The sequence below is a fragment of the Vibrio aestuarianus genome, from assembly GCF_012395185.1.
Taxonomy (GTDB): domain Bacteria; phylum Pseudomonadota; class Gammaproteobacteria; order Enterobacterales; family Vibrionaceae; genus Vibrio; species Vibrio aestuarianus.
The window spans coordinates 1-19,973 of the sequence record NZ_JAAZTU010000001.1; the positions used below are offsets into that span (position 1 = coordinate 1).

Genomic DNA, 19,973 nt, shown 5'->3' on the forward strand with positions numbered 1-19,973 from the left:
TGATCCTAACATTGAAGGTTATTTATAATTGTTCAGTGTTGAAACCTTGCGCGTCCTTAGCTCAGCTGGATAGAGTACCTGGCTACGAACCAGGCGGTCGGAGGTTCGAATCCTCCAGGACGCGCCACTTTAAGGGTCAATGATCCTAACATTGAAGGTTATTTATAATTATTCAGTGTTGAAACCTTGTGCGTCCTTAGCTCAGCTGGATAGAGTACCTGGCTACGAACCAGGCGGTCGGAGGTTCGAATCCTCCAGGACGCGCCACTTATTAAGGGTCAATGATCCTAACATTGAAGGTTATTTATAATTGTTCAGTGTTGAAACCTTGCGCGTCCTTAGCTCAGCTGGATAGAGTACCTGGCTACGAACCAGGCGGTCGGAGGTTCGAATCCTCCAGGACGCGCCATCAATTGAAAGCCTCGCATCATGCGGGGCTTTTTTGTTTAAAAAATGTTGCTATTTTGTTAATTTGGTTTTTACAACTGATTGTTTTTCCTGATTAATTGGCAATGTTTTAACTTCCTCCCAGTATTAGCCCCCTTTTTTGATTAACGTAGCCATATTGGTTAGTTAAATGCTTGCCAAAATGCGAATAATTTAGAGTTTTGTTGTTTGTGTGACGCTTTATTCACCGTTTTTGTGTGTTATCTACAAGAGTTCCTTAAACAAAATTGACAATTATTAACCAATCGAGATAATCCTAGTCCGCTTGTCAGGATCGTATTTGCTGAAATCCTCGACAATTGTTGTCAGGATGACACAGAAAGGAAGCAACATGACTAATATTGGAAGCCTGTTAGTTGACGCAGCAACCCTTATGGTGACGGGGATGGCTGTTGTCTTTATTTTCCTAACAATTCTCGTTTATCTCGTTCGGTTAATGTCCAAACTGGTACCAGAAGAAGTACCACAGCCGGTCGCAGCACCTACTCAGAACCGAAAGGTTCAATCAAACCCTTCAGCTGTTAGCCCTCAGGTAGTAGCGGTGATTTCTGCTGCGGTACATCAGTATCGTTCAGCTTCAGCCAAATAGTTTTTAAAGTATTAAAAGGAGTTAATGAGCATGTCTAAACCACTAGCGATTACCGATGTGGTCCTTCGTGATGCGCATCAGTCACTATTTGCCACTCGTATGCGTATCGAAGATATGCTGCCTATCGCGGCAGAGCTGGATAAAATTGGTTACTGGTCTTTAGAGACTTGGGGGGGCGCAACATTTGATGCTTGTATTCGTTATCTTGGGGAGGACCCATGGGAGCGTTTACGAGCACTGAAAAAAGCGATGCCAAATACACCCATGCAAATGCTATTGCGCGGACAAAACCTGCTAGGTTACCGCCACTATGCAGATGATGTTGTCGAGAAATTTGTTGAACGTGCCCATGCCAATGGTATGGACGTATTTCGTATTTTTGATGCGATGAATGATGTTCGTAACTTCGAGAAAGCGGTTAAGGCAACCATCGATGTTGGTGCTCATGCGCAAGGAACCTTATCCTACACGACGAGCCCTGTTCACAATGCTGATACTTGGGTTGATCTCGCTAAGCGTTTGGAAGACCTTGGTTGCCATTCTTTGTGTATCAAAGATATGTCTGGTTTGCTTAAGCCTTATGAAGCAGAAGAACTCATTACTCGAATTAAAGCCTCTTGTCATGTGCCATTAGCGTTGCACAGCCATGCGACAACTGGCCTGTCTGCGGCTACGGCTGTCAAAGCTGTTGAAGCGGGCATTGATATTCTCGACACCGCTATCTCTTCAATGAGCCAAACCTATGGTCATACCCCAACAGAAACCGTGATAGCGATGCTAGAGGGTACTGAGCGTGATACCGGCCTTAGCTTGACTCAACTTGAACCGATCGCAACTTATTTCCGCGAAGTACGTAAAAAATACGCAAAGTGGGAAGGTCAATTAAAGGGTGTCGACTCACGTATCCTTATCGCTCAGGTTCCTGGTGGTATGCTAACCAACATGGAAGGTCAACTTAAAGAGCAAGGAGCTGCTGATCGCCTTGATGAGGTGTTGGAAGAAATTCCACGCGTACGTAAAGATTTAGGATTTATCCCATTGGTTACACCGACTTCTCAAATTGTCGGTACTCAAGCGGTTATCAACGTGCTCACTGGCGAGCGTTATAAAAGTATCACTAAAGAAACAGCAGGTGTGCTAAAGGGTGAATATGGCGCAACGCCAGCAGAAGTAAATAAAGCGCTGCAAGAAAAAGTGCTTGGTAACCTTGCACCTATCACTTGTCGTCCTGCTGACTTACTTGATGCTGAAATGGATCTATTAACCACAGAACTTCTAGAAAAAGCGAAAGTGGAAGGTATCTCTTTAGCTGAAGATACAGTGGATGATGTGCTGACTTATGCCCTGTTTCCTCAAGTGGGCCTGAAGTTCCTGAAAAATCGTCATAACCCAGATGCTTTTGAACCTGCGCCAACATTAGAGTCTGCTCAACCAGCACCGGTTGCGGCTGTTACTGCTTGTGGTGGTATTGAATCCTACAGCGTGAAAGTGGATGGACAAGTCTACGATGTTGAAGTCGGTCCTCAAGGCCAGTTAACTTCAGTGACGCCTTCTCAAAACCAGCAGCCGCAAACAGCACCAGCTGCTGCACCTTCTAGTGATGCAGAAGCCGTACCTTCTCCATTAGCGGGTAATATTTTCAAGGTTAATGTGCAGGCGGGCTCTGAAGTGCTTGAAGGAGATGTATTGGTTATTCTTGAAGCGATGAAGATGGAAACTGAAATTCGCGCTGCTCGTGGTGGTGTGGTGCAGGATCTTCATGTTAAAGAAGGCGATGCAGTCACTGTTGGCGCACCACTACTAAGCTTAGCGTAAGGGAGTACCATGGAAGGACTACTGATCTTATGGTCTGAAACGGGCATTGCTAACTTTCAGTTAGGCCAGTTGTGCATGATTGCCGTCGGTTGCTTGCTGTTGTTTTTGGCTATCCGTAAGGGATTTGAGCCTTTGTTACTGTTGCCGATTGGTTTTGGTGCAATATTAGCGAATATTCCTAATGCAGGTTTTACCGAGCCAGGTGGGCTGCTTTATTACGTTTATCACGTAGGTATTGAGACCGGGGTCTTCCCGTTACTCATATTTATGGGAGTAGGCGCAATGACAGACTTCGGAGCATTAATTGCTAACCCGAAAACCTTATGGTTAGGGGCGGCGGCTCAGTTTGGTATCTTTGCTACCTTGTTTGGGGCGATCATGCTGAACTACATTCCGGGGATGGAATTTAGCATGGCAGACGCCTCCTCCATTGCTATTATCGGTGGGGCAGATGGCCCAACGGCTATCTTCTTGGCCAGTCGATTGTCTCCCGATCTATTAGGTGCAATTGCGGTTGCTGCGTATAGCTACATGGCGTTAGTGCCGATTATTCAGCCACCAATAATGAAAGCTTTGACGACGCCAGAAGAGCGTAAAATTAAGATGGCTCAGCTTCGTCATGTTGGAAAGGCAGAGAAAATTCTCTTTCCGATGGCCGTACTAATGATGACAGTTCTCTTTTTGCCTTCTGCGACACCTTTGGTGGGGATGTTCTGTTTGGGTAACTTGATGCGTGAGGCGGGCGTGGTTGATCGCCTTTCTAAAACCGCGCAAAACGAGTTGATCAACATTGTAACGATCTTCCTAGGGCTTGGTGTTGGATCCAAATTGCAAGCGGATAAATTTCTTAACCTAGAGACATTAGGAATTTTGGCACTCGGTGCGGCGGCATTCAGTATTGGTACTGCAGGCGGTGTATTGATGGCTAAACTATTGAATCGATACTCTAAAGAGGATATTAACCCATTAATTGGTGCTGCTGGGGTATCGGCTGTGCCAATGGCCGCTCGAGTCGTCAATAAAGTTGGTCTTGAAGCTAATCCTCAAAACTTCCTACTAATGCATGCAATGGGACCAAACGTAGCAGGAGTGCTTGGTTCGGCAGTCGCTGCGGGCGTTTTGCTTGCTCTTGTGGGGTAATTATTGAAAGTGTGGATGGTTATTTTGCGAGCTAAAAAGTAACCAGAAACAATAAAATGGTATATATTCAAAGGGATGCTGAGGCATCCCTTTTTTTATCAATAGGGAAGTTTGAAATGAAAAATAAACAGATCGCAATTACTGAGTTTGGTGGACCTGATGTTCTCGCTATTCAGACCAATGACCTGCCTCACCCCAAAGCCGGAGAAGTTCTGGTTAAAGTTGCCTTTTCAGGTGTCAATCCTATTGATGTTAAAACTCGGGCGGGCCTCGGTTGGGCTGCCGCACAAAATAAAGATAATCTGCCTTGGGTTCCTGGGTATGATATTGCTGGTTGCATAATCCAAGTAGGTGAGCAAAGCCAACGCTTTCAAGTTGGGGATAATGTTGCAGGCTTTGTTGGTTTTCCACTCTGTGGTGGTGGTTATAGCCAATATATTTGTGTAGCGGAAACAGAGCTGAGTTTAGTGCCTGACGCTGTTACTTTAGAGGCCGCAGCGGTGTTGCCGTTAGCTGGGCAGACTGCGGCGCAAGCCTTAAATAAAGCTCAAGTTAAAGAAGGCGATAGGGTGCTTATCTTAGCCGGTGCTGGTGGGGTTGGTCACCTCGCGGTACAGATTGCATTAGCTGCAAAAGCGGAAGTTTATACTACTTGCAGCGAGTCTAATCTTGATTATTTGGCGACATTAGGTGCCCATGCCATCAATTATAATTTTGCACCAGTTTCTCAGCGTTTAGAGGAAGTGGATGTATTGATTGATTTAGTCGGCGGTGATGCCGCTTTGGATGCACTGAAGTGCTTAAAAGATGAAGCACGTGTGGTTACGGTGCCGACTTTAAGCGCCGAGTTGATTTGTGAAAAAGCCAAATTATTGGGTTTTGAAGCAACTGGAATGCTCGTTGACCCTAATCCAGAGCAGCTAGACACTATGCTATATATGGTTAGTGTCGGCCTACTCAAAACTGAAATTCAACATATTTATCCACTAGATGAGGCGGTGGCGGCTCATCAACAAATCGAGACTGGTCATACACGAGGCAAGGTGCTACTTGATATGCAATGCTAGAGTTTTTTAACTCATGGTTTGAACAGATTGCTCTATGGTTTTCTGACTCAGCGCTTTGGGTCATGTTCATTGGTGGCTTTTTAAGTGCCACGTTATTGCCCGGTGGTTCTGAGGCTGGCCTTATTGCGACGCTAAGCCTCAATCAATTTTCTCCTTTTGTGGTTATTTCTGTGGCGACATTGGGAAATACCTTAGGCGGTTTAACCAATTATTGGCTTGGATTTTGGCTACCCAATCGAACTGATAGCGAGAAACATGGTCATAAAGCTTTAGCTTGGCTGAATAAGCACGGTTATTGGGCTTTATTACTCAGTTGGTTACCTATTATTGGTGACCCTATTTGTCTTGCTGCCGGTTGGTTACGAATGCGATTTTTCCCCACACTGATGATGATTTTGATTGGTAAGGCTCTTCGTTATACCCTGCTGACCGCAATTTATTATGGTTTTTTCTAAGGAGATGTTATGAGAAAAATTTGGCTGGGTGCCTTTTCTCTTATCGCCGTTTATGGCTGTACTTCCACGACTGCACCCGTATCTTTTTTTTCATCAATACCTGAAGGGGTTACTTTGGTTGAGCAAGTCGATGCGCAACCTGGAAAGGTGATGATCCCTTACTCAAAATATCGTCTCGATAATGGCTTAACAGTGGTGCTCTCACCAGATCATTCCGATCCTTTAGTGCATGTCGATGTGACTTATCACGTGGGTTCTGCCCGTGAAGAAGTCGGTAAGTCGGGTTTTGCGCACTTCTTTGAGCACATGATGTTCCAAGGATCAGAGCATGTCGGTGACCAAGAACATTTCAGAATTATCACCGAAGCTGGAGGAACCTTAAACGGCTCAACCAACCGTGACCGAACGAATTACTATGAAACTGTGCCTGCCAATCAACTTGAGAAAATGTTGTGGTTAGAGTCCGATCGAATGGGTTTTTTGCTTGATGCAGTTTCGCAGCGTAAGTTTGAAATTCAGCGCGATACGGTAAAAAATGAACGCGCGCAGAATTATGACAACCGTCCTTATGGGTTGATGTGGGAAAAAATCGGTGAGGCAATGTACCCTGAAGGTCATCCATATTCATGGCAGACCATAGGTTATGTCGAGGATCTTGATCGAGTCGATGTTAATGATCTTAAAGCCTTTTTCCTTCGTTGGTATGGGCCAAATAACGCGGTGTTAACCATCGGTGGCGATATCGATGTTGACCAAACATTAGCGTGGATAAATAAATACTTTGGTTCAATTCCAAAGGGGCCAGATGTAGAAAATGCGCCTAAACAACCGGTAACTTTGTCGCAAGATCGTTTCATTACTTTAGAAGATCGCATTCAGCAACCGATGGTTGTTGTTGGTTGGCCGACCGAGTATCGCGGCTCTTCCAGCCAGCCTTCATTAGATGCATTGGCGAAAGTATTGGGCAGTGGTACCAATAGTGTTCTTTACCAAGATCTAGTGAAGAGCCAAAAAGCGGTGGATGCCGGAGCATTCCAAGAGTGCGCCGAATTGGCGTGTACATTTTATGTTTATGCGATGGCTCCATCGGGTGATAAAGCTCAACTCGCTCCTTTATATCAAGAGTTGATGCAAAGCCTCGACAAATTTAATCAACAGGGTGTCGAGCAAAGCCGTTTAGATCAAATAACCGGTATGGCGGAAGCCAATGCGGTGTTTGCACTGCAAAGTGTCGCTGGTAAAGTGACGCAATTGGCTTCCAATGAAACTTTCTATGGGCAGCCCGACCGCATTGAAGAGCAACTTGCCCAGCTCCACGCAGTATCACCACAATCTGTGCAAGCGGCTTATCAGAATTTCCTAGCCAGTAAAGCCAAAGTAACCTTGAGTGTTGTGCCTAAAAATCGCATTGATTTAGCGGTTCAAAAAGCGAATTTTACGACACCGAATAGAACCTTGCCTGAGCATCTGAAAATCAGTGATGACCAACTTGATTATCGTCAGGTTGAGGATGACTTTGATCGTTCAATCATGCCGCAAGTGGCGCAAGGCGTGAAAGCACAAATGCCACCGTTGTATGAGCTCTATTTTGACAATGGCACCGAGTTACTTGGAACGGAGACTAGTGAAACACCAACGGTGTTGATTGCTATCAACTTACCGGCAGGTGAGCGACATGTTGCTCGTGGCAAAGAGGGATTAGCTAATTTAACCGCAGCACTATTAGAAGAAGGGTCAACTAAGCGGTCGGTGGAAACCATTCAAGCTCAGTTAGATCAACTTGGTTCAACCATCAGTGTTAATGCGAATGAATACTCAACGAGTATCGTGATTTCGAGCTTGAAGAAAAACGTACCAGCGACATTGGATGTGGTTGAAGAAGTATTATTCCATCCGGCTTTTAAAGAGAGTGATTTTGAACGTCTAAAGAAACAGATGCTTGAAGGTTTGGTTTATCAACATCAAAAACCAAGTTGGTTGGCGTCACAAGCCACTCGCCAAGTGCTATTTGGTCAATCGATTTTTGCGCGCTCAAGTGAAGGTACGCAGCAGTCTTTATCTGACCTGACATTGGCGGATGTTAAACGCTTTTACGCAAAGCATTACACACCACATGGTGCGCAGATTGTTGTTGTGGGTGATATCACCAAGCAAGAAGTGGCTAATGAACTTGTCTTTTTTAAACAATGGCGTGGTGAGGCGTCACCATTACTTCGACCTCAGATCGTCACTCCACTTGAAACACAAAAAATCTATTTAGTGGATAAGCCCGATTCTCCGCAAAGCGTGGTTCATTTTGTTCGTAAAGGTTTACCTTTTGATGCAACGGATGAGTTATTTCTTAGTCAACTTGCTAACTTTAATTTAGCGGGTAACTTCAATAGCAGAATTAACCAGAACCTACGTGAAGATAAAGGCTATACCTATGGTGCTAGCGGCTATTTTGCCAGTAACCGTGAGGTGGGTTTAATCGTATTTAATGCTCAGGTGAGAGCGAATGCAACCATTGCGTCGATTATTGAAATGCAAAAAGAGATGCAAAAATTCAGTCAAAGTGGATTAACTGATCAAGAAATGAAATTTATGCGCCTTGCGGTCGGTCAACAAGATGCACTAACTTATGAAACACCAGCCCAAAAAGCACAACTGTTGAGCAGTATACTGACCTACAGTTTAGATGATGACTATTTACAACAGCGTAACGAGTTGGTCGAAAGCGTTAAAAAATCAACGCTCAATCAATTAGCAGCGAAATGGTTCTCACCGACGGATTATCAAATAATTGTGGTTGGCGATGCGAAAATGCTAAAGCCTCAATTAGAAAAGTTAGATATTCCCGTGGAAGAGCTTGAAATCATCCGTTAGAGTACACATAAATAGGAGGCAGATTTTTATTTGCCTCCATTCTAATCTCTCCATGAGTTAGAGCCACTTCCATTCGGATCATTACACATATAAGCGAATCATTATTTTGACTAATTTTGCCGCACGACTTGAACAAGTCACCAAGAACCCTGAAGTGTTTAAGCAGTTTGGCCGAGGCGTTGAACGTGAAACGTTGCGCTACACTCCGGAGGGATCCATCGCTCTGACTCCTCATCCTGAATCTCTCGGTTCTGCATTAACTAACCGTTGGATTACCACAGATTTTGCAGAGTCGTTGCTTGAATTTATTACCCCTGTTTCGAATGATGTTTCGACATTACTGGCTCAACTTTCGGATCTTCACCACTTTACTCAAACTAAGTTAGGTGATGAAAAGCTATGGCCATTGTCGATGCCTTGCTATGTCGGTAGTGAAGAGGATATTCAACTGGCACAATACGGTTCATCTAACTCAGGCAAGATGAAAACCTTGTATCGTGAAGGCTTAAAACGTCGCTACGGTAGCTTGATGCAGATTATTTCAGGGGTACATTTTAATTTCTCTTTTCCAGAGTCATTTTGGGATGCATTGTACGGACAACAAGCTGAATCAGAACGTGAAGCGACGAAATCAGACGCTTATTTTGGTGTTATCCGCAATTACTATCGTTTTGGTTGGTTGATCCCGTATTTCTTCGGTGCTTCACCGGCACTGTGTTCATCATTCATTCGCGATCGTGAAACCAAACTACCCTTTGAAAATATAGGTAAAACCCTATATCTCCCTTATTCGACCTCACTACGTTTGAGTGACCTTGGCTATACCAACAGTGCACAAAGTGGTTTGAAAATTGGTTTTAATAGCCTTGAGCAATATCTAGAAGGTCTTAACCAAGCGATTCGAACACCTTCTAGCGAGTTTGCGAAACTGGGCGTGAAAGTCGGTTCTGAATATCGTCAATTAAACAGCAATGTATTGCAGATTGAAAACGAACTGTATGCGCCTATTCGTCCGAAGCGAGTGGCGAAGAGTGGCGAGAAACCATCGGAAGCGTTAGCGCGAGGTGGTGTTGAATATATTGAAGTTCGCTCGTTAGATGTAAATCCATTCAGCCCAATAGGTATTACGGAAGATCAAGTTCGTTTCTTAGATCTTTTCCTTACGTGGACGGCATTATCCGATTCAGATCCTATGGATAATTGTGAGCTTGCCTGCTGGAGAGACAATTGGAATAAAGTCATTTTAGAAGGGCGTAAACCAGGCTTGGAATTACAAATTGGTTGCCGTGGTGAAAAACTGACATTACAAGCATGGGCACATCGCGTGTTTGATGATCTCGTGAAGATCGCAGAGCTGATGGATTCGGCACAGAATGGAACGGCATACCAAGATGTATGTGCTAAGTTGAGAACGTGGATTGATGATCCGTCTTTGACATTTTCAGCGCAACTTCTTGAGCAAACAAAGCAGTTTGGTGGTCTTGGTAAGGTAGGTGCGGCATTGGGCAATGAGTATCGCCAAGCCAACTTAAACCATGACTATCGCATTTATTCTGAAGCGATAATGGAACAAGAAGTTAAAGGGTCGCGTGCAGCGCAGCAAAACGTTGAGCAAAGTGACACTCAAAGCTTTGATGACTTTCTTGAAAGTTACTTTTCATATCTAAAGTAATATGAAAAAAGGACTTGTTTGCGTCGTCGTCGGGAGTGCCACTTTGCTTGCAGGCTGTGCCAGTGCTCCACCTCAGCAGCAACATAATTTGTGCGATATCTTTCGTGAAAAACCGAAATGGTATGAAGATGCGCTCGATATGCAAGAGAAATGGGGAACCCCCATTAATGTTGCGATGGCGATTGTGAAGCAAGAGAGTAGCTTTCGCCATAATGCTCGACCACCTAAAGATTATCTATTAGGTTTTATTCCATGGGGAAGAGTCAGCAGTGCCTACGGCTATGCTCAGGCTCAAGATCCAGCATGGGAGGATTTTCAAAAAGCGACAAACAATGGTGGTTCTCGGACTAATTTTGATGATTCATTGATGTTTATTGGTTGGTACACGACTGAAACCCAGCGCACGCTAGGGATTTCCAAATGGGATCCATATAACCAATATTTGGCTTATCATGAAGGGCGTGGTGGCTATAAACGCAAGAGCTATCAAGCCAAGCCGTCACTGATAAAAGTTGCGCGAAAAGTTGAACAGCAAGCAAAAGATTACGGATGGCAGTTGAAACAATGCCGCCAGGAATTAGAAAACAATAGAAGCTGGTTTTTTTAATCAGCAAGGAGAAGGAAATGCCACTACTCGATAGTTTTACCGTTGATCATACACGAATGAATGCACCGGCTGTACGCGTGGCGAAAACCATGCAAACCCCTAAAGGGGATACGATCACCGTGTTTGATCTTCGTTTTACGGCACCGAATAAGGATATTCTTTCAGAGAAAGGTATTCATACTTTAGAGCACCTATACGCAGGTTTCATGCGTGCGCATTTGAATGGTCGCGATGTTGAGATTATCGATATTTCACCGATGGGCTGCCGTACTGGTTTTTACATGAGCTTGATTGGTACGCCAACAGAAGCACAGGTTGCGCAAGCGTGGTTGGCAGCGATGCAAGATGTACTTAAAGTCGAAAGCCAAGACAAAATACCAGAACTCAACGAATATCAATGTGGTACCGCATCAATGCACTCATTGATTGAAGCGAAAGAAATTGCTAACGCAATTATTGCTGCTGGTATTTCAGTGAATAAAAATGATGAGTTAGCATTGCCCGAATCAATGCTAAAAGAACTTAAAGTCGATTAATTTGCTTGGTTTTTTGAGCATGTAAAAAAGGGCTTAGTCGCAGACTAAGCCCTTTTTCTATTGACCAGTGATTTCTATTATTTTTTGGCTTTACGTGGGAATACTTTGACTTGTTTAATGCGGTTTTCTTCGACATCCAATATCTCCATGGCATGACCGGATACTCGGACGCTAAGATGGCTGCTAGGGATATCTTGTAGGTGTTCCAAGATTAAGCCATTGAGCGTTCTTGGACCATCGGTTGGCAGTTTCCACTTTAAGCCTTTGTTGATATCACGGATATTAGCACTGCCTTCTATTAAGAAACTGCCATCGCTTTGTGGTGTAATTTCATCGGCAAGGCTCGGTGCCATCGAGGTAGTAAATTCACCAACGATCTCTTCAAGAATATCTTCCAAAGTGATGAGGCCATTAATATCGCCATATTCATCAACAATCAAACCAATGCGCTCTTTATTACGTTGGAACTTAAGGAGCTGAACATTAAGTGGGGTTGATTCTGGAATAAAATAGACTTCATCGGCGGCGCGCAGAATCATCTCTTTCGTAAATTCGTTCTTTTCCATCATGATTCGGGACGCATCGCGCAGGCGTAGAATACCGACAACTTGGTCGATATTGTCACGGTACAATACGACACGTCCATGCGGTGAGTGAGTAAGCTGACGAATAATCGACTTCCAGTCATCGTTAATGTTAATACCGGTAATTTCATTACGAGGTACCATAATGTCATTGACGGTGACGTGCTCTAAATCAAGGATAGACAGCAGCATATCTTGGTGGCGACGAGGAATAAGCCCACCCGCTTCATTTACCACCGTGCGTAATTCTTCAGAGCTGAGGTGATCATCACCACCGTGTGTTGCTTTTACGCCTAGTAAGCGAATAAAGCCATTGGTGATAAAATTTATAAACATCACTAACGGTGAGAGTACTTTCATCAAAATCGTTAGTAGGATGCTGCTAGCATAAGAGACGCGTTCAGGATAAAGCGCAGCCAAAGTTTTGGGTGTGACTTCGGCAAAAACCAGCACAACTAATGTCAAAGCACCGGTGGCAATCGCGACACCTAAGTCGCCATACAATCGCATACCGATGATTGTGGCAATTGCTGATGCTAAAATATTAACCAGGTTGTTACCGATAAGGATTAAACCGATAAGGCGATCTGGACGATTAAGGAGCTTTTCTACACGCTTTGCTCCTTTATGGCCTGTATTGGCTAGGTGCTTTAAGCGGTAGCGGTTCAAGGACATCATGCCTGTTTCTGAACCTGAAAAATAACCCGAAATTACGATGAGACCCGCGAGTAGTGCAAACAAGATACCCGTTGAAATGTCGTCCAAAACGTATAGTTTCCTTATTAGAGTGTGTTTAATTAATGACCGAATAGGGTCTTGGTGTCAATTAACAATTTATACCATAAGTATAAATTCATTAGTTTAAAATTATCTCTCTTACAAAACGGCTGCCAAAATAAGCCAGTGTTAGTAGGGTTGCTCCTGCAACCGCAAACCAAGTGACTTTTCTGCCACGCCAGCCTTTATGGTAATGCCCCCAAAGTAAGACCGAATAAACAATCCAAGCGATGAAAGATAAAATACCTTTGTGAGCTTTACCTTGTGCGAACATGTCTTGCACAAAGCCAAATCCGGTAATTAAGGTCCCGGTTAGTAAGACATTACCGATTAAGATGATTTTAAACAGCTGCCGTTCGACCATTAACAGTGGTGGTAAGTTAGGGTTGATGGTCAGCATTTTCTTTTTCTTCAGTTTGTAATCAAGCCAAGCGAGTTGCACTGCATATAGTGCACCGATAGAAAGCGTTGAATAAGAAAATAGAGCCAGTGAAATATGCACCAACAATTTTGGGTTGTGTTCCAAATGTGTGATGAAAGTACTCGGTAAAAATGCAGCCGCACTTAAATTTATGGCAGCAAAGCTATAAACCACTGGCAGTAAAAACCATAAGCGAGTTTTGAGCATAGCAGCGCTCATCACTAAAGAGATGATAAAGCTAATCAATGATGCCACATTGAGCATACTTAAGTTTTGCCCACTGGTATCTAGTATTAAGTCACTTAATAACCATGCATGAAAAGCAAGCGCACATACGGCAGTAAGTAGCACGCTTTTTGTTCTAATACCGGTTTGATTTACCAAACCAGGAACAATGGTCGCGATGGATAAAAAATACAAAATAGCGGCAACTATTGCGATTAAGTTTTCCATACATCTCACAAAATGGTTTCTGAATTAATGAATTATACCTTGCATCACGATAATGGGCTATGACGGATCTTGATTGATTTGTTATATCGCTATCCCATTTTATATTACAGCCTTATGGATATTGCAGTGTGCAGGTTTTCGCCTCTATGGTTTTGCGCTCATTGAAAAGTCAATTTCCACCCCCCAATATTGAATATTAGGTATTCAAGTCACTCATCACGAGACTTCAATGGGTATGACTATTAGATTGGCTAAGGTATACTCACATTCATTAATCGCCGAATTAGCGAAGAGACAAAGATGTTTGAGAATTTAACGGATCGACTATCCAAATCGCTGAAAAACATCAGCGGTAAAGGCCGTCTAACAGAAGACAATATTAAAGAAACGTTGCGCGAAGTACGCATGGCGTTGCTTGAAGCTGACGTTGCACTACCAGTTGTGCGCGATTTCGTGGCGCGCGTTAAAGAAGGTGCGGTTGGTGTTGAAGTATCAAAGTCACTCACACCAGGCCAAGAATTCATAAAGATTGTTCAAGCTGAACTTGAAGCTGTGATGGGAGAATCGAATGAAGCTCTCAACCTAGCGGCTCAGCCACCAGCTGTTATTTTGATGGCGGGTTTACAAGGTGCAGGTAAAACAACCAGCGTTGCGAAGCTCTCTAAATTATTAAAAGAGCGAGACAAGAAGAAAGTACTGGTTGTATCTGCTGACGTTTATCGCCCTGCTGCGATTAAACAGTTAGAAACCTTAGCCTCTGAACTCGGTGTTGATTTCTTCCCTTCATCTGCTGATCAAAAGCCAATTGATATTGCTAATGCCGCTATTGATCATGCTAAGAAACAGTTTTTTGATGTACTGATCGTCGATACCGCAGGTCGCTTGGCGATTGATGAACAGATGATGGGGGAGATCAAAGAGCTTCATGCTGCTATTACCCCAGTAGAAACACTGTTTGTCGTTGACGCCATGACAGGTCAAGATGCTGCCAATACCGCGAAAGCGTTTGGTGATGCTCTACCATTAACCGGTGTGATTCTTACTAAAGTCGATGGTGACGCCCGTGGTGGTGCAGCGCTTTCTGTTCGTCATATTACTGGTAAACCGATTAAATTCTTGGGTGTCGGTGAGAAAACCGATGCACTTGAACCTTTCCACCCTGACCGTATTGCATCACGCATTTTGGGGATGGGGGATGTCCTTTCTCTGATTGAAGATTTGCAGCGCAATGTCGATCATGAAAAAGCAGAGAAGCTTGCGAAGAAATTCAAAGAGAAAAAAGGTTTTGATTTAGAAGACTTTCGTGAACAGCTTGGTCAAATGCAAAACATGGGCGGCATGATGGGCATGCTCGATAAACTTCCTGGCATGGCTAATCTTCCTGCTAATGTAAAAGATAACGTCGATGACAAAGCTTTCAAACAGATGGAAGCAATCATTAACTCAATGACGATGAAAGAGCGCCAACATCCAGACATGATCAAAGGTTCGCGCAAGAAACGGATTGCAGCGGGTTCTGGTACGCAGGTACAAGATGTCAATCGCTTGCTAAAACAGTTCACTCAAATGCAGAAAATGATGAAGAAAATGCAAAAGGGTGGCATGAAAGGCATGATGCGCAACATGCAAGGTATGATGGGCGGAATGGGTGGTATGGGCGGAGGCGGCTTCTTCGGTCGCTAATCTAACTAACTGCTACGCTTAAAATTTCTAAAGCGTGATATGAATCACTGCAAAACCTAAACGCTTCTGCTGGTGAAAAAATAGCTAAACCCCTTGCAAAGCCTCGGAATAAGAGTAAAATTCCGAGGCTTTATTTTGGCACGAGACCCCAGACTGTTTTTCGTGAATAGTTATTGGGGTTAATTTTATTATTGAGAAAGCAAAGAGGACGACATGGTAACCATTCGTTTGGCACGTCACGGCGCTAAAAAGCGTCCATTTTATCAAATCGTAGTTGCGGATAGCCGTAACGCTGCAACTGGCCGTTTCATCGAGAAAGTAGGTTTCTTTAACCCTACTGCTACTGGTCAAGAAGAAGGTCTACGTGTAGATCTAGAGCGCGTTAACCACTGGGTTAGCCAAGGCGCATCTGTATCTGATCGCGTAGCTAAGCTAGTAAAAGACGCTCAAAAAGCGGCTTAATTCTTACTTTTATAGAAGAAAATTAGCTTATGTCGATGAAAGGTAAAGAAACAATGAGCAAAGAAAACGAAAAGATTGTTATGGGCAAGTTTGGTGCTACCTATGGCATTCGTGGCTGGCTCAAAGTTTTTTCCTACACAGACGAAGCTGAAAGCATTTTTGATTACAGCCCGTGGTTTATTAACCAAAAAGGGCAGTGGGTCGAGTACAAAGTAGAAAGCTGGAAGCGCCATAACAAGAGTATGGTGGTAAAGCTTGAAGGTTTAGATGTTCGCGAAAACGCACATCTACTCACCAACTTTGAAATTGCTGTTGATCCCGCATCATTACCTGAATTGTCAGAAGATGAGTTCTACTGGCGTGAATTGTTTGGTATGCAAGTTATTACCACTAAGGGCTATAACCTTGGTGAGGTCACTGACCTATTAGAAACTGGCTCCAACGATGTTTTGGTTGTGAAAGCGAATCTAAAAGATGCTTTTGGCCAAAAGGAACGGTTGATACCGTACCTTGAAGAGCAAGTGATCAAGAAAGTTGATCGCGAAGCTCAACGGATCGAAGTTGACTGGGATCCGGCATTCTAACTCTAAAATTTCAGAGCGAGAGAACACATGTGGGTTGGCGTAATTAGCCTATTTCCTGAAATGTTCCGTTCTGTTACTGATTTTGGAGTAACAGGTCAAGCGGTTAAAAAAGGTTTACTGTCTATTGAGACTTGGAATCCTCGTGATTTCACTCATGACAAGCATCGCACTGTCGATGATAGACCTTACGGTGGTGGTCCTGGAATGCTCATGATGGTTCAGCCTTTGCGCGATGCCATTCATGCAGCAAAACAAGCCGCACCGGGAAAGACGAAAGTCATTTATCTTTCTCCTCAAGGTCGAAAGCTCGACCAACAAGGAGTAGAGGAACTGGCAACTAATCAGAACTTAGTTCTTATTTGTGGCCGTTACGAAGGGATAGATGAGCGTGTCATCCAATCTGAAGTTGACGAAGAATGGTCAATTGGGGATTTTGTTATGACAGGTGGTGAACTGCCAGCCATGACGTTGATTGATTCCGTTTCTCGGTTTGTTCCGGGGGTACTAGGAGATTTCGCGTCCGCAGAAGAAGACTCTTTTGCGAATGGTCTGTTAGATTGTCCACACTACACGCGTCCTGAAGTATTAGATGGAATAGAAGTACCAGCGGTACTGAAATCCGGTAATCATAAGGATATTCGTCGCTGGCGACTTAAGCAGTCGTTGGGCCGAACTTGGCATAGAAGGCCAGAGCTCCTGGAAAACCTAGCTCTGACTGACGAACAGGAACAATTACTGGTTGAGTACATTAAAGAAGCTCAGACTCAGTAACCTATTTAATTTAGTATCAGTTTATTCTAGGAATTTTTAAAATGAGTAACATCATCAAGGCTCTTGAAGAAGAGCAAATGAAGCAAGACCTACCTAAATTCGCACCAGGTGACACTGTTGTGGTTCAAGTTAAGGTAAAAGAAGGTGACCGTGAGCGTCTACAGGCTTTCGAAGGCGTTGTAATCGCAATCCGTAACCGTGGTCTACACTCTGCATTCACTGTTCGTAAGATCTCTAACGGTGAAGGTGTTGAGCGTACGTTCCAAACTCACTCTCCAGTGGTTGATAGCATTGAAGTTAAACGCCGCGGTGCAGTACGTCGTGCCAAACTGTACTACCTACGTGAGCGTTCTGGTAAGTCAGCTCGTATCAAAGAGAAACTTACTAAGAAGTAATGCTATTACTAGCGTTCTCATAGAGAAAACGGAGCCATTTGGCTCCGTTTTTTTATCGGTTTAATTAGTTCAGTACACGTTAAATTTAGATGAAGTGGTCAATATTGATCTTCTGACCAACCATCGCTGTCTGACATGTCAGGGGCGCCGGCAATCGATTTCTCTTCATCAGCCCATTCGCCAAAGTCGATCATCTGACACTGTTTTGAGCAAAAAGGTCGATAGGGGCTCTGTTCCCCCCATTCCACATCAGTTTTACATTGTGGGCATTTAACGATAGTGATTTTCTTGGTCATAACATACTGCGCTTAACGAATTGATGAGCGTAAGTGTATTATTTAACGGCATCGAAAGTAAGGGCAAAGAGAGAATTGGTTAGTAAATGGTTTAGCAACAAACGGCGAGATCAAATTCAACATCACGGCTACTTGCTTGCCCAGATTGAAAGTCAATAAACTTAATCGCAAATCGATTTTTATGGCCGGATATCATTGGGTAGACACCATAATCAAGAGGGATCGATAAGCGTAAGATATTAGCGTCTTCAGCATCACTTTGGTAAAAGCCAGAGCTTGCTAAGCGAGTTTTAAAATGCCCTGTTTCACGCGTTAGCCTGAGCCAAAGTTGCAGCGCCTTAGATAACGGTCGCAATGTCTCCATCCATTGGTGCGCGTCCTGTGTTTTCTTTTCCAATGGAATATGTAGCCAGTAGTGTAGAGCTGGTAAGTCAAAACAGCATGAACCACCGGGTAAGTTGAAGCGCTGACGGATGGTGCTTAGGAAACGATCTTCTTTTAAAGATTGGCCAAAACGTTCTGCAGCCATCAAATTTCGATGAACGTCATCAACATCTTCTAGCAGTGATAGCAGCATGGCTTGATCAACGCCATCGACATTCAACCAACTTCGATAAACTAGGCGCTGTTTTTCGATATCTTTAGCGAGTTCACTCTTTAGTTGGATCTGCTCAAATATTTCCAGAAGATCAAACAAAGAACGAAAGAACAATTGGTGTTGAATACCATCACGAAATTGAGCCGAATGCGTGAGCTGATTAAGCAGTGCTTCGACTCTTAAATAGATACGAGTTTTTTCGTTGAGTGGATGTTCAAACTTATGCGTGGTCATCTAGCTAGCCTTACGTTCGGTCTTAGTTATTCTCACCGATTTTGCCCACAGATGGCTAGATACTTTTGATGCAATTCTGTGATTTGCGGCAAAAGTTTCTGGTTTTCTGCGCTATTTTTAACCACATCGTCAGCTTGTGCGAGTCTTTGCTCACGGCTCGCTTGTGCAGCTAAGATGGCTCGGACTTGTTGTTCTGAGACATTATCTCTTGCCATTGTGCGGGAGATTTGCGTTTCAGTATCGACATCAACCACTAAAATTCGGTTTGCGAGCGATTGCAGGTTGTTTTCTATTAATAAAGGCACCACCAACAATGCGTAAGGTGAGGTTGTGCTCGATAGCTGTTCAAGCATTTTTTCGCGGATCATTGGGTGGAGTAAATTGTTGAGCCAGGCTTTTTGCGTTTCATCTGCGAAAATTTTAGATCTTAGAGTCGCGCGATCCAACTGACCATTAGCTTGCAAAATCTCATGACCAAAATGCTCTTCAATCGCTTTTAAACCCTTAGAGCCAACTTCAACCACTTGTCTTGCTATGACGTCTGCATCAACAATATCAATCCCAAAATGCTGGTGGAATACATTGGCGACGGTCGTTTTACCACTCGCGATACCACCAGTTAAACCTACTACAAATGTCATTAATTTAACCCCACTACTGAGCCTATATACCACCCCATGATATCGCTACCCCAAATGAGGGTTAGCCAGCCTGCAATTGCAAGGTAAGGGCCAAAAGGGAAAGCTTTGTCGATGCCTTTCTTTTGTAAACGAAGCTGAATGATGCCGAAGACTAAACCAACCAGTGATGACATTAAAATGATCATCGGTAAATATTGCCAGCCAAGCCAAGCGCCTAAAGCGGCAAGTAATTTAAAGTCACCGTAGCCCATTCCCTCTTTACCAGTAGCTAGTTTAAACAACCAGTAAACCGACCATAGGCTTAGGTAGCCAGCCATTGCTCCAATCACTGCATCGTTAAGGCTAACTGGGCTAACCTGTAATAAGGATAAGGCCAACCCAGCCCAAAGCAACGGTAAGGTTAGTTGATCGGGTAGTAGCATGGTATCTAGGTCGATAAAAGTGGCGGCAATTAATATGAAGGTGAAAAACAGTAATGCTACGGAAAAATAGCTAAAACCAAAATGGGTAGCAATCAGTAAGCTTAGACTTGCCGTTAGCAGTTCAATGGCTGGGTAACGCACACTGATAGGGCTTTTACAGTGCGAGCATTTGCCTCTCAGAAATAGCCAGCTGAACAATGGAATATTGTCGATGACGCGGATCGGAGTGTTGCAATGTGGGCACGTTGAGCGAGGAATACTAAGCGTCAGTTGTCCTTCTGGCGGTGCAATATGGTATTCAGGAAATGAGTCTGCACATTCTTGTTGCCATTCTCGCTCCATCATTTTAGGAAGACGATAAATAACGACGTTGAGAAAGCTACCGACAATCAAGCCAAATAAGCAGGCAAATAGTGGGAATAGCCAAGGGTAATAGTCAAAAACTTCCATGCAAGGACT

Annotated in this window: 20 protein-coding genes and 3 tRNA genes; 17 read left to right on the forward strand and 6 right to left on the reverse strand. The window is 43.8% G+C overall.

Annotation, left to right across the window (positions count from 1 at the left end):
* The first annotated feature begins 50 nt into the window (after positions 1–50).
* From HGG78_RS00005 to luxS, 12 genes are all read left to right on the forward strand, one after another.
* Positions 51–127: transfer RNA gene (locus HGG78_RS00005), tRNA-Arg, on the forward strand.
* Positions 128–190: 63 nt separating this feature from the next.
* A tRNA-Arg gene (locus tag HGG78_RS00010) sits at positions 191–267 on the forward strand.
* Positions 268–332: 65 nt separating this feature from the next.
* A tRNA-Arg gene (locus HGG78_RS00015) sits at positions 333–409 on the forward strand.
* A 369-nt stretch (positions 410–778) separates the two neighbouring features.
* Positions 779–1,036 carry an oxaloacetate decarboxylase subunit gamma gene (locus HGG78_RS00020; protein ID WP_168523337.1) on the forward strand — a complete coding sequence of 86 codons (258 nt, stop codon included), beginning with the start codon at positions 779–781 and terminating at the stop codon, positions 1,034–1,036.
* 30 nt (positions 1,037–1,066) lie between these two features.
* The gene (gene oadA / locus HGG78_RS00025) at positions 1,067–2,851 is read left to right on the forward strand and encodes a sodium-extruding oxaloacetate decarboxylase subunit alpha (protein ID WP_053311354.1); all 1,785 of its coding nucleotides are present in this window, start codon (positions 1,067–1,069) and stop codon (positions 2,849–2,851) included.
* A 9-nt stretch (positions 2,852–2,860) separates the two neighbouring features.
* Entirely contained in the window at positions 2,861–3,991 is a 1,131-nt protein-coding gene (locus HGG78_RS00030) for a sodium ion-translocating decarboxylase subunit beta (RefSeq protein ID WP_053311353.1), read from the forward strand.
* A 116-nt stretch (positions 3,992–4,107) separates the two neighbouring features.
* Positions 4,108–5,058, forward strand: a complete 951-nt coding sequence (locus HGG78_RS00035; RefSeq protein ID WP_172531747.1) for an NADP-dependent oxidoreductase — start codon at positions 4,108–4,110, stop codon at positions 5,056–5,058.
* The gene (locus HGG78_RS00040; RefSeq protein WP_053311351.1) at positions 5,052–5,513 is read left to right on the forward strand and encodes a YqaA family protein; all 462 of its coding nucleotides are present in this window, start codon (positions 5,052–5,054) and stop codon (positions 5,511–5,513) included. The genes HGG78_RS00035 and HGG78_RS00040 overlap by 7 nt, the downstream gene beginning before the upstream one ends.
* Positions 5,514–5,522: 9 nt before the next feature.
* Positions 5,523–8,378 (forward strand): M16 family metallopeptidase, encoded by a 2,856-nt coding sequence (locus tag HGG78_RS00045; RefSeq protein ID WP_172531748.1) that lies wholly within the window; start codon positions 5,523–5,525, stop codon positions 8,376–8,378.
* A gap of 106 nt (positions 8,379–8,484) precedes the next feature.
* Positions 8,485–10,050 (forward strand): glutamate--cysteine ligase, encoded by a 1,566-nt coding sequence (gene gshA / locus HGG78_RS00050; RefSeq protein ID WP_172531749.1) that lies wholly within the window; start codon positions 8,485–8,487, stop codon positions 10,048–10,050.
* Between the two features lies 1 nt (position 10,051).
* A complete protein-coding gene (locus HGG78_RS00055; protein ID WP_172531750.1) occupies positions 10,052–10,657 on the forward strand; it encodes a transglycosylase SLT domain-containing protein in 606 nt (201 codons plus the stop codon).
* Positions 10,658–10,674: 17 nt separating this feature from the next.
* Positions 10,675–11,193 carry an S-ribosylhomocysteine lyase gene (gene luxS / locus HGG78_RS00060; protein ID WP_053311347.1) on the forward strand — a complete coding sequence of 173 codons (519 nt, stop codon included), beginning with the start codon at positions 10,675–10,677 and terminating at the stop codon, positions 11,191–11,193.
* Positions 11,194–11,270: 77 nt separating this feature from the next.
* Here the strand turns inward: luxS and HGG78_RS00065 are convergent, their stop codons facing one another.
* Positions 11,271–12,542, reverse strand: coding sequence for an HlyC/CorC family transporter (locus HGG78_RS00065; RefSeq protein ID WP_172531751.1), 1,272 nt, complete (start codon positions 12,540–12,542; stop codon positions 11,271–11,273).
* Positions 12,543–12,633: 91 nt separating this feature from the next.
* Entirely contained in the window at positions 12,634–13,428 is a 795-nt protein-coding gene (locus HGG78_RS00070; RefSeq protein ID WP_172531752.1) for a cytochrome C assembly family protein, read from the reverse strand.
* A 300-nt stretch (positions 13,429–13,728) separates the two neighbouring features.
* Between HGG78_RS00070 and ffh the strand changes: the two genes are divergently transcribed.
* The 5 genes from ffh (at position 13,729) to rplS (ending at position 17,323) form a co-directional block, all read left to right on the forward strand.
* On the forward strand, positions 13,729–15,111 hold the full coding sequence (gene ffh / locus HGG78_RS00075; protein WP_053311344.1) for a signal recognition particle protein: 1,383 nt from the start codon (positions 13,729–13,731) through the stop codon (positions 15,109–15,111).
* Between the two features lie 213 nt (positions 15,112–15,324).
* The gene (gene rpsP, locus HGG78_RS00080) at positions 15,325–15,573 is read left to right on the forward strand and encodes a 30S ribosomal protein S16 (RefSeq protein ID WP_053311343.1); all 249 of its coding nucleotides are present in this window, start codon (positions 15,325–15,327) and stop codon (positions 15,571–15,573) included.
* Between the two features lie 29 nt (positions 15,574–15,602).
* The gene (rimM, locus tag HGG78_RS00085) at positions 15,603–16,157 is read left to right on the forward strand and encodes a ribosome maturation factor RimM (protein WP_053311342.1); all 555 of its coding nucleotides are present in this window, start codon (positions 15,603–15,605) and stop codon (positions 16,155–16,157) included.
* A 27-nt stretch (positions 16,158–16,184) separates the two neighbouring features.
* Positions 16,185–16,928 carry a tRNA (guanosine(37)-N1)-methyltransferase TrmD gene (gene trmD, locus HGG78_RS00090; protein WP_053311341.1) on the forward strand — a complete coding sequence of 248 codons (744 nt, stop codon included), beginning with the start codon at positions 16,185–16,187 and terminating at the stop codon, positions 16,926–16,928.
* Between the two features lie 41 nt (positions 16,929–16,969).
* Positions 16,970–17,323, forward strand: a complete 354-nt coding sequence (rplS, locus tag HGG78_RS00095; protein WP_053311340.1) for a 50S ribosomal protein L19 — start codon at positions 16,970–16,972, stop codon at positions 17,321–17,323.
* 98 nt (positions 17,324–17,421) lie between these two features.
* On the opposite strand, the gene yacG is transcribed toward rplS, so the two are convergent.
* The 4 genes from yacG to HGG78_RS00115 all read right to left on the reverse strand — a co-directional run bounded on the left by yacG (position 17,422) and on the right by HGG78_RS00115 (position 19,964).
* Positions 17,422–17,619: a DNA gyrase inhibitor YacG gene (gene yacG, locus HGG78_RS00100; RefSeq protein ID WP_053311339.1), complete on the reverse strand. Its 198-nt coding sequence runs from the start codon at positions 17,617–17,619 to the stop codon at positions 17,422–17,424.
* Between the two features lie 91 nt (positions 17,620–17,710).
* The gene (gene zapD, locus HGG78_RS00105) at positions 17,711–18,451 is read right to left on the reverse strand and encodes a cell division protein ZapD (protein ID WP_172531753.1); all 741 of its coding nucleotides are present in this window, start codon (positions 18,449–18,451) and stop codon (positions 17,711–17,713) included.
* A 32-nt stretch (positions 18,452–18,483) separates the two neighbouring features.
* Positions 18,484–19,092, reverse strand: coding sequence for a dephospho-CoA kinase (gene coaE / locus HGG78_RS00110; protein WP_171979594.1), 609 nt, complete (start codon positions 19,090–19,092; stop codon positions 18,484–18,486).
* Entirely contained in the window at positions 19,092–19,964 is an 873-nt protein-coding gene (locus HGG78_RS00115; protein WP_053311336.1) for a prepilin peptidase, read from the reverse strand. Before HGG78_RS00115 ends, coaE begins: the two co-directional genes overlap by 1 nt.
* Positions 19,965–19,973 lie beyond the last annotated feature (9 nt).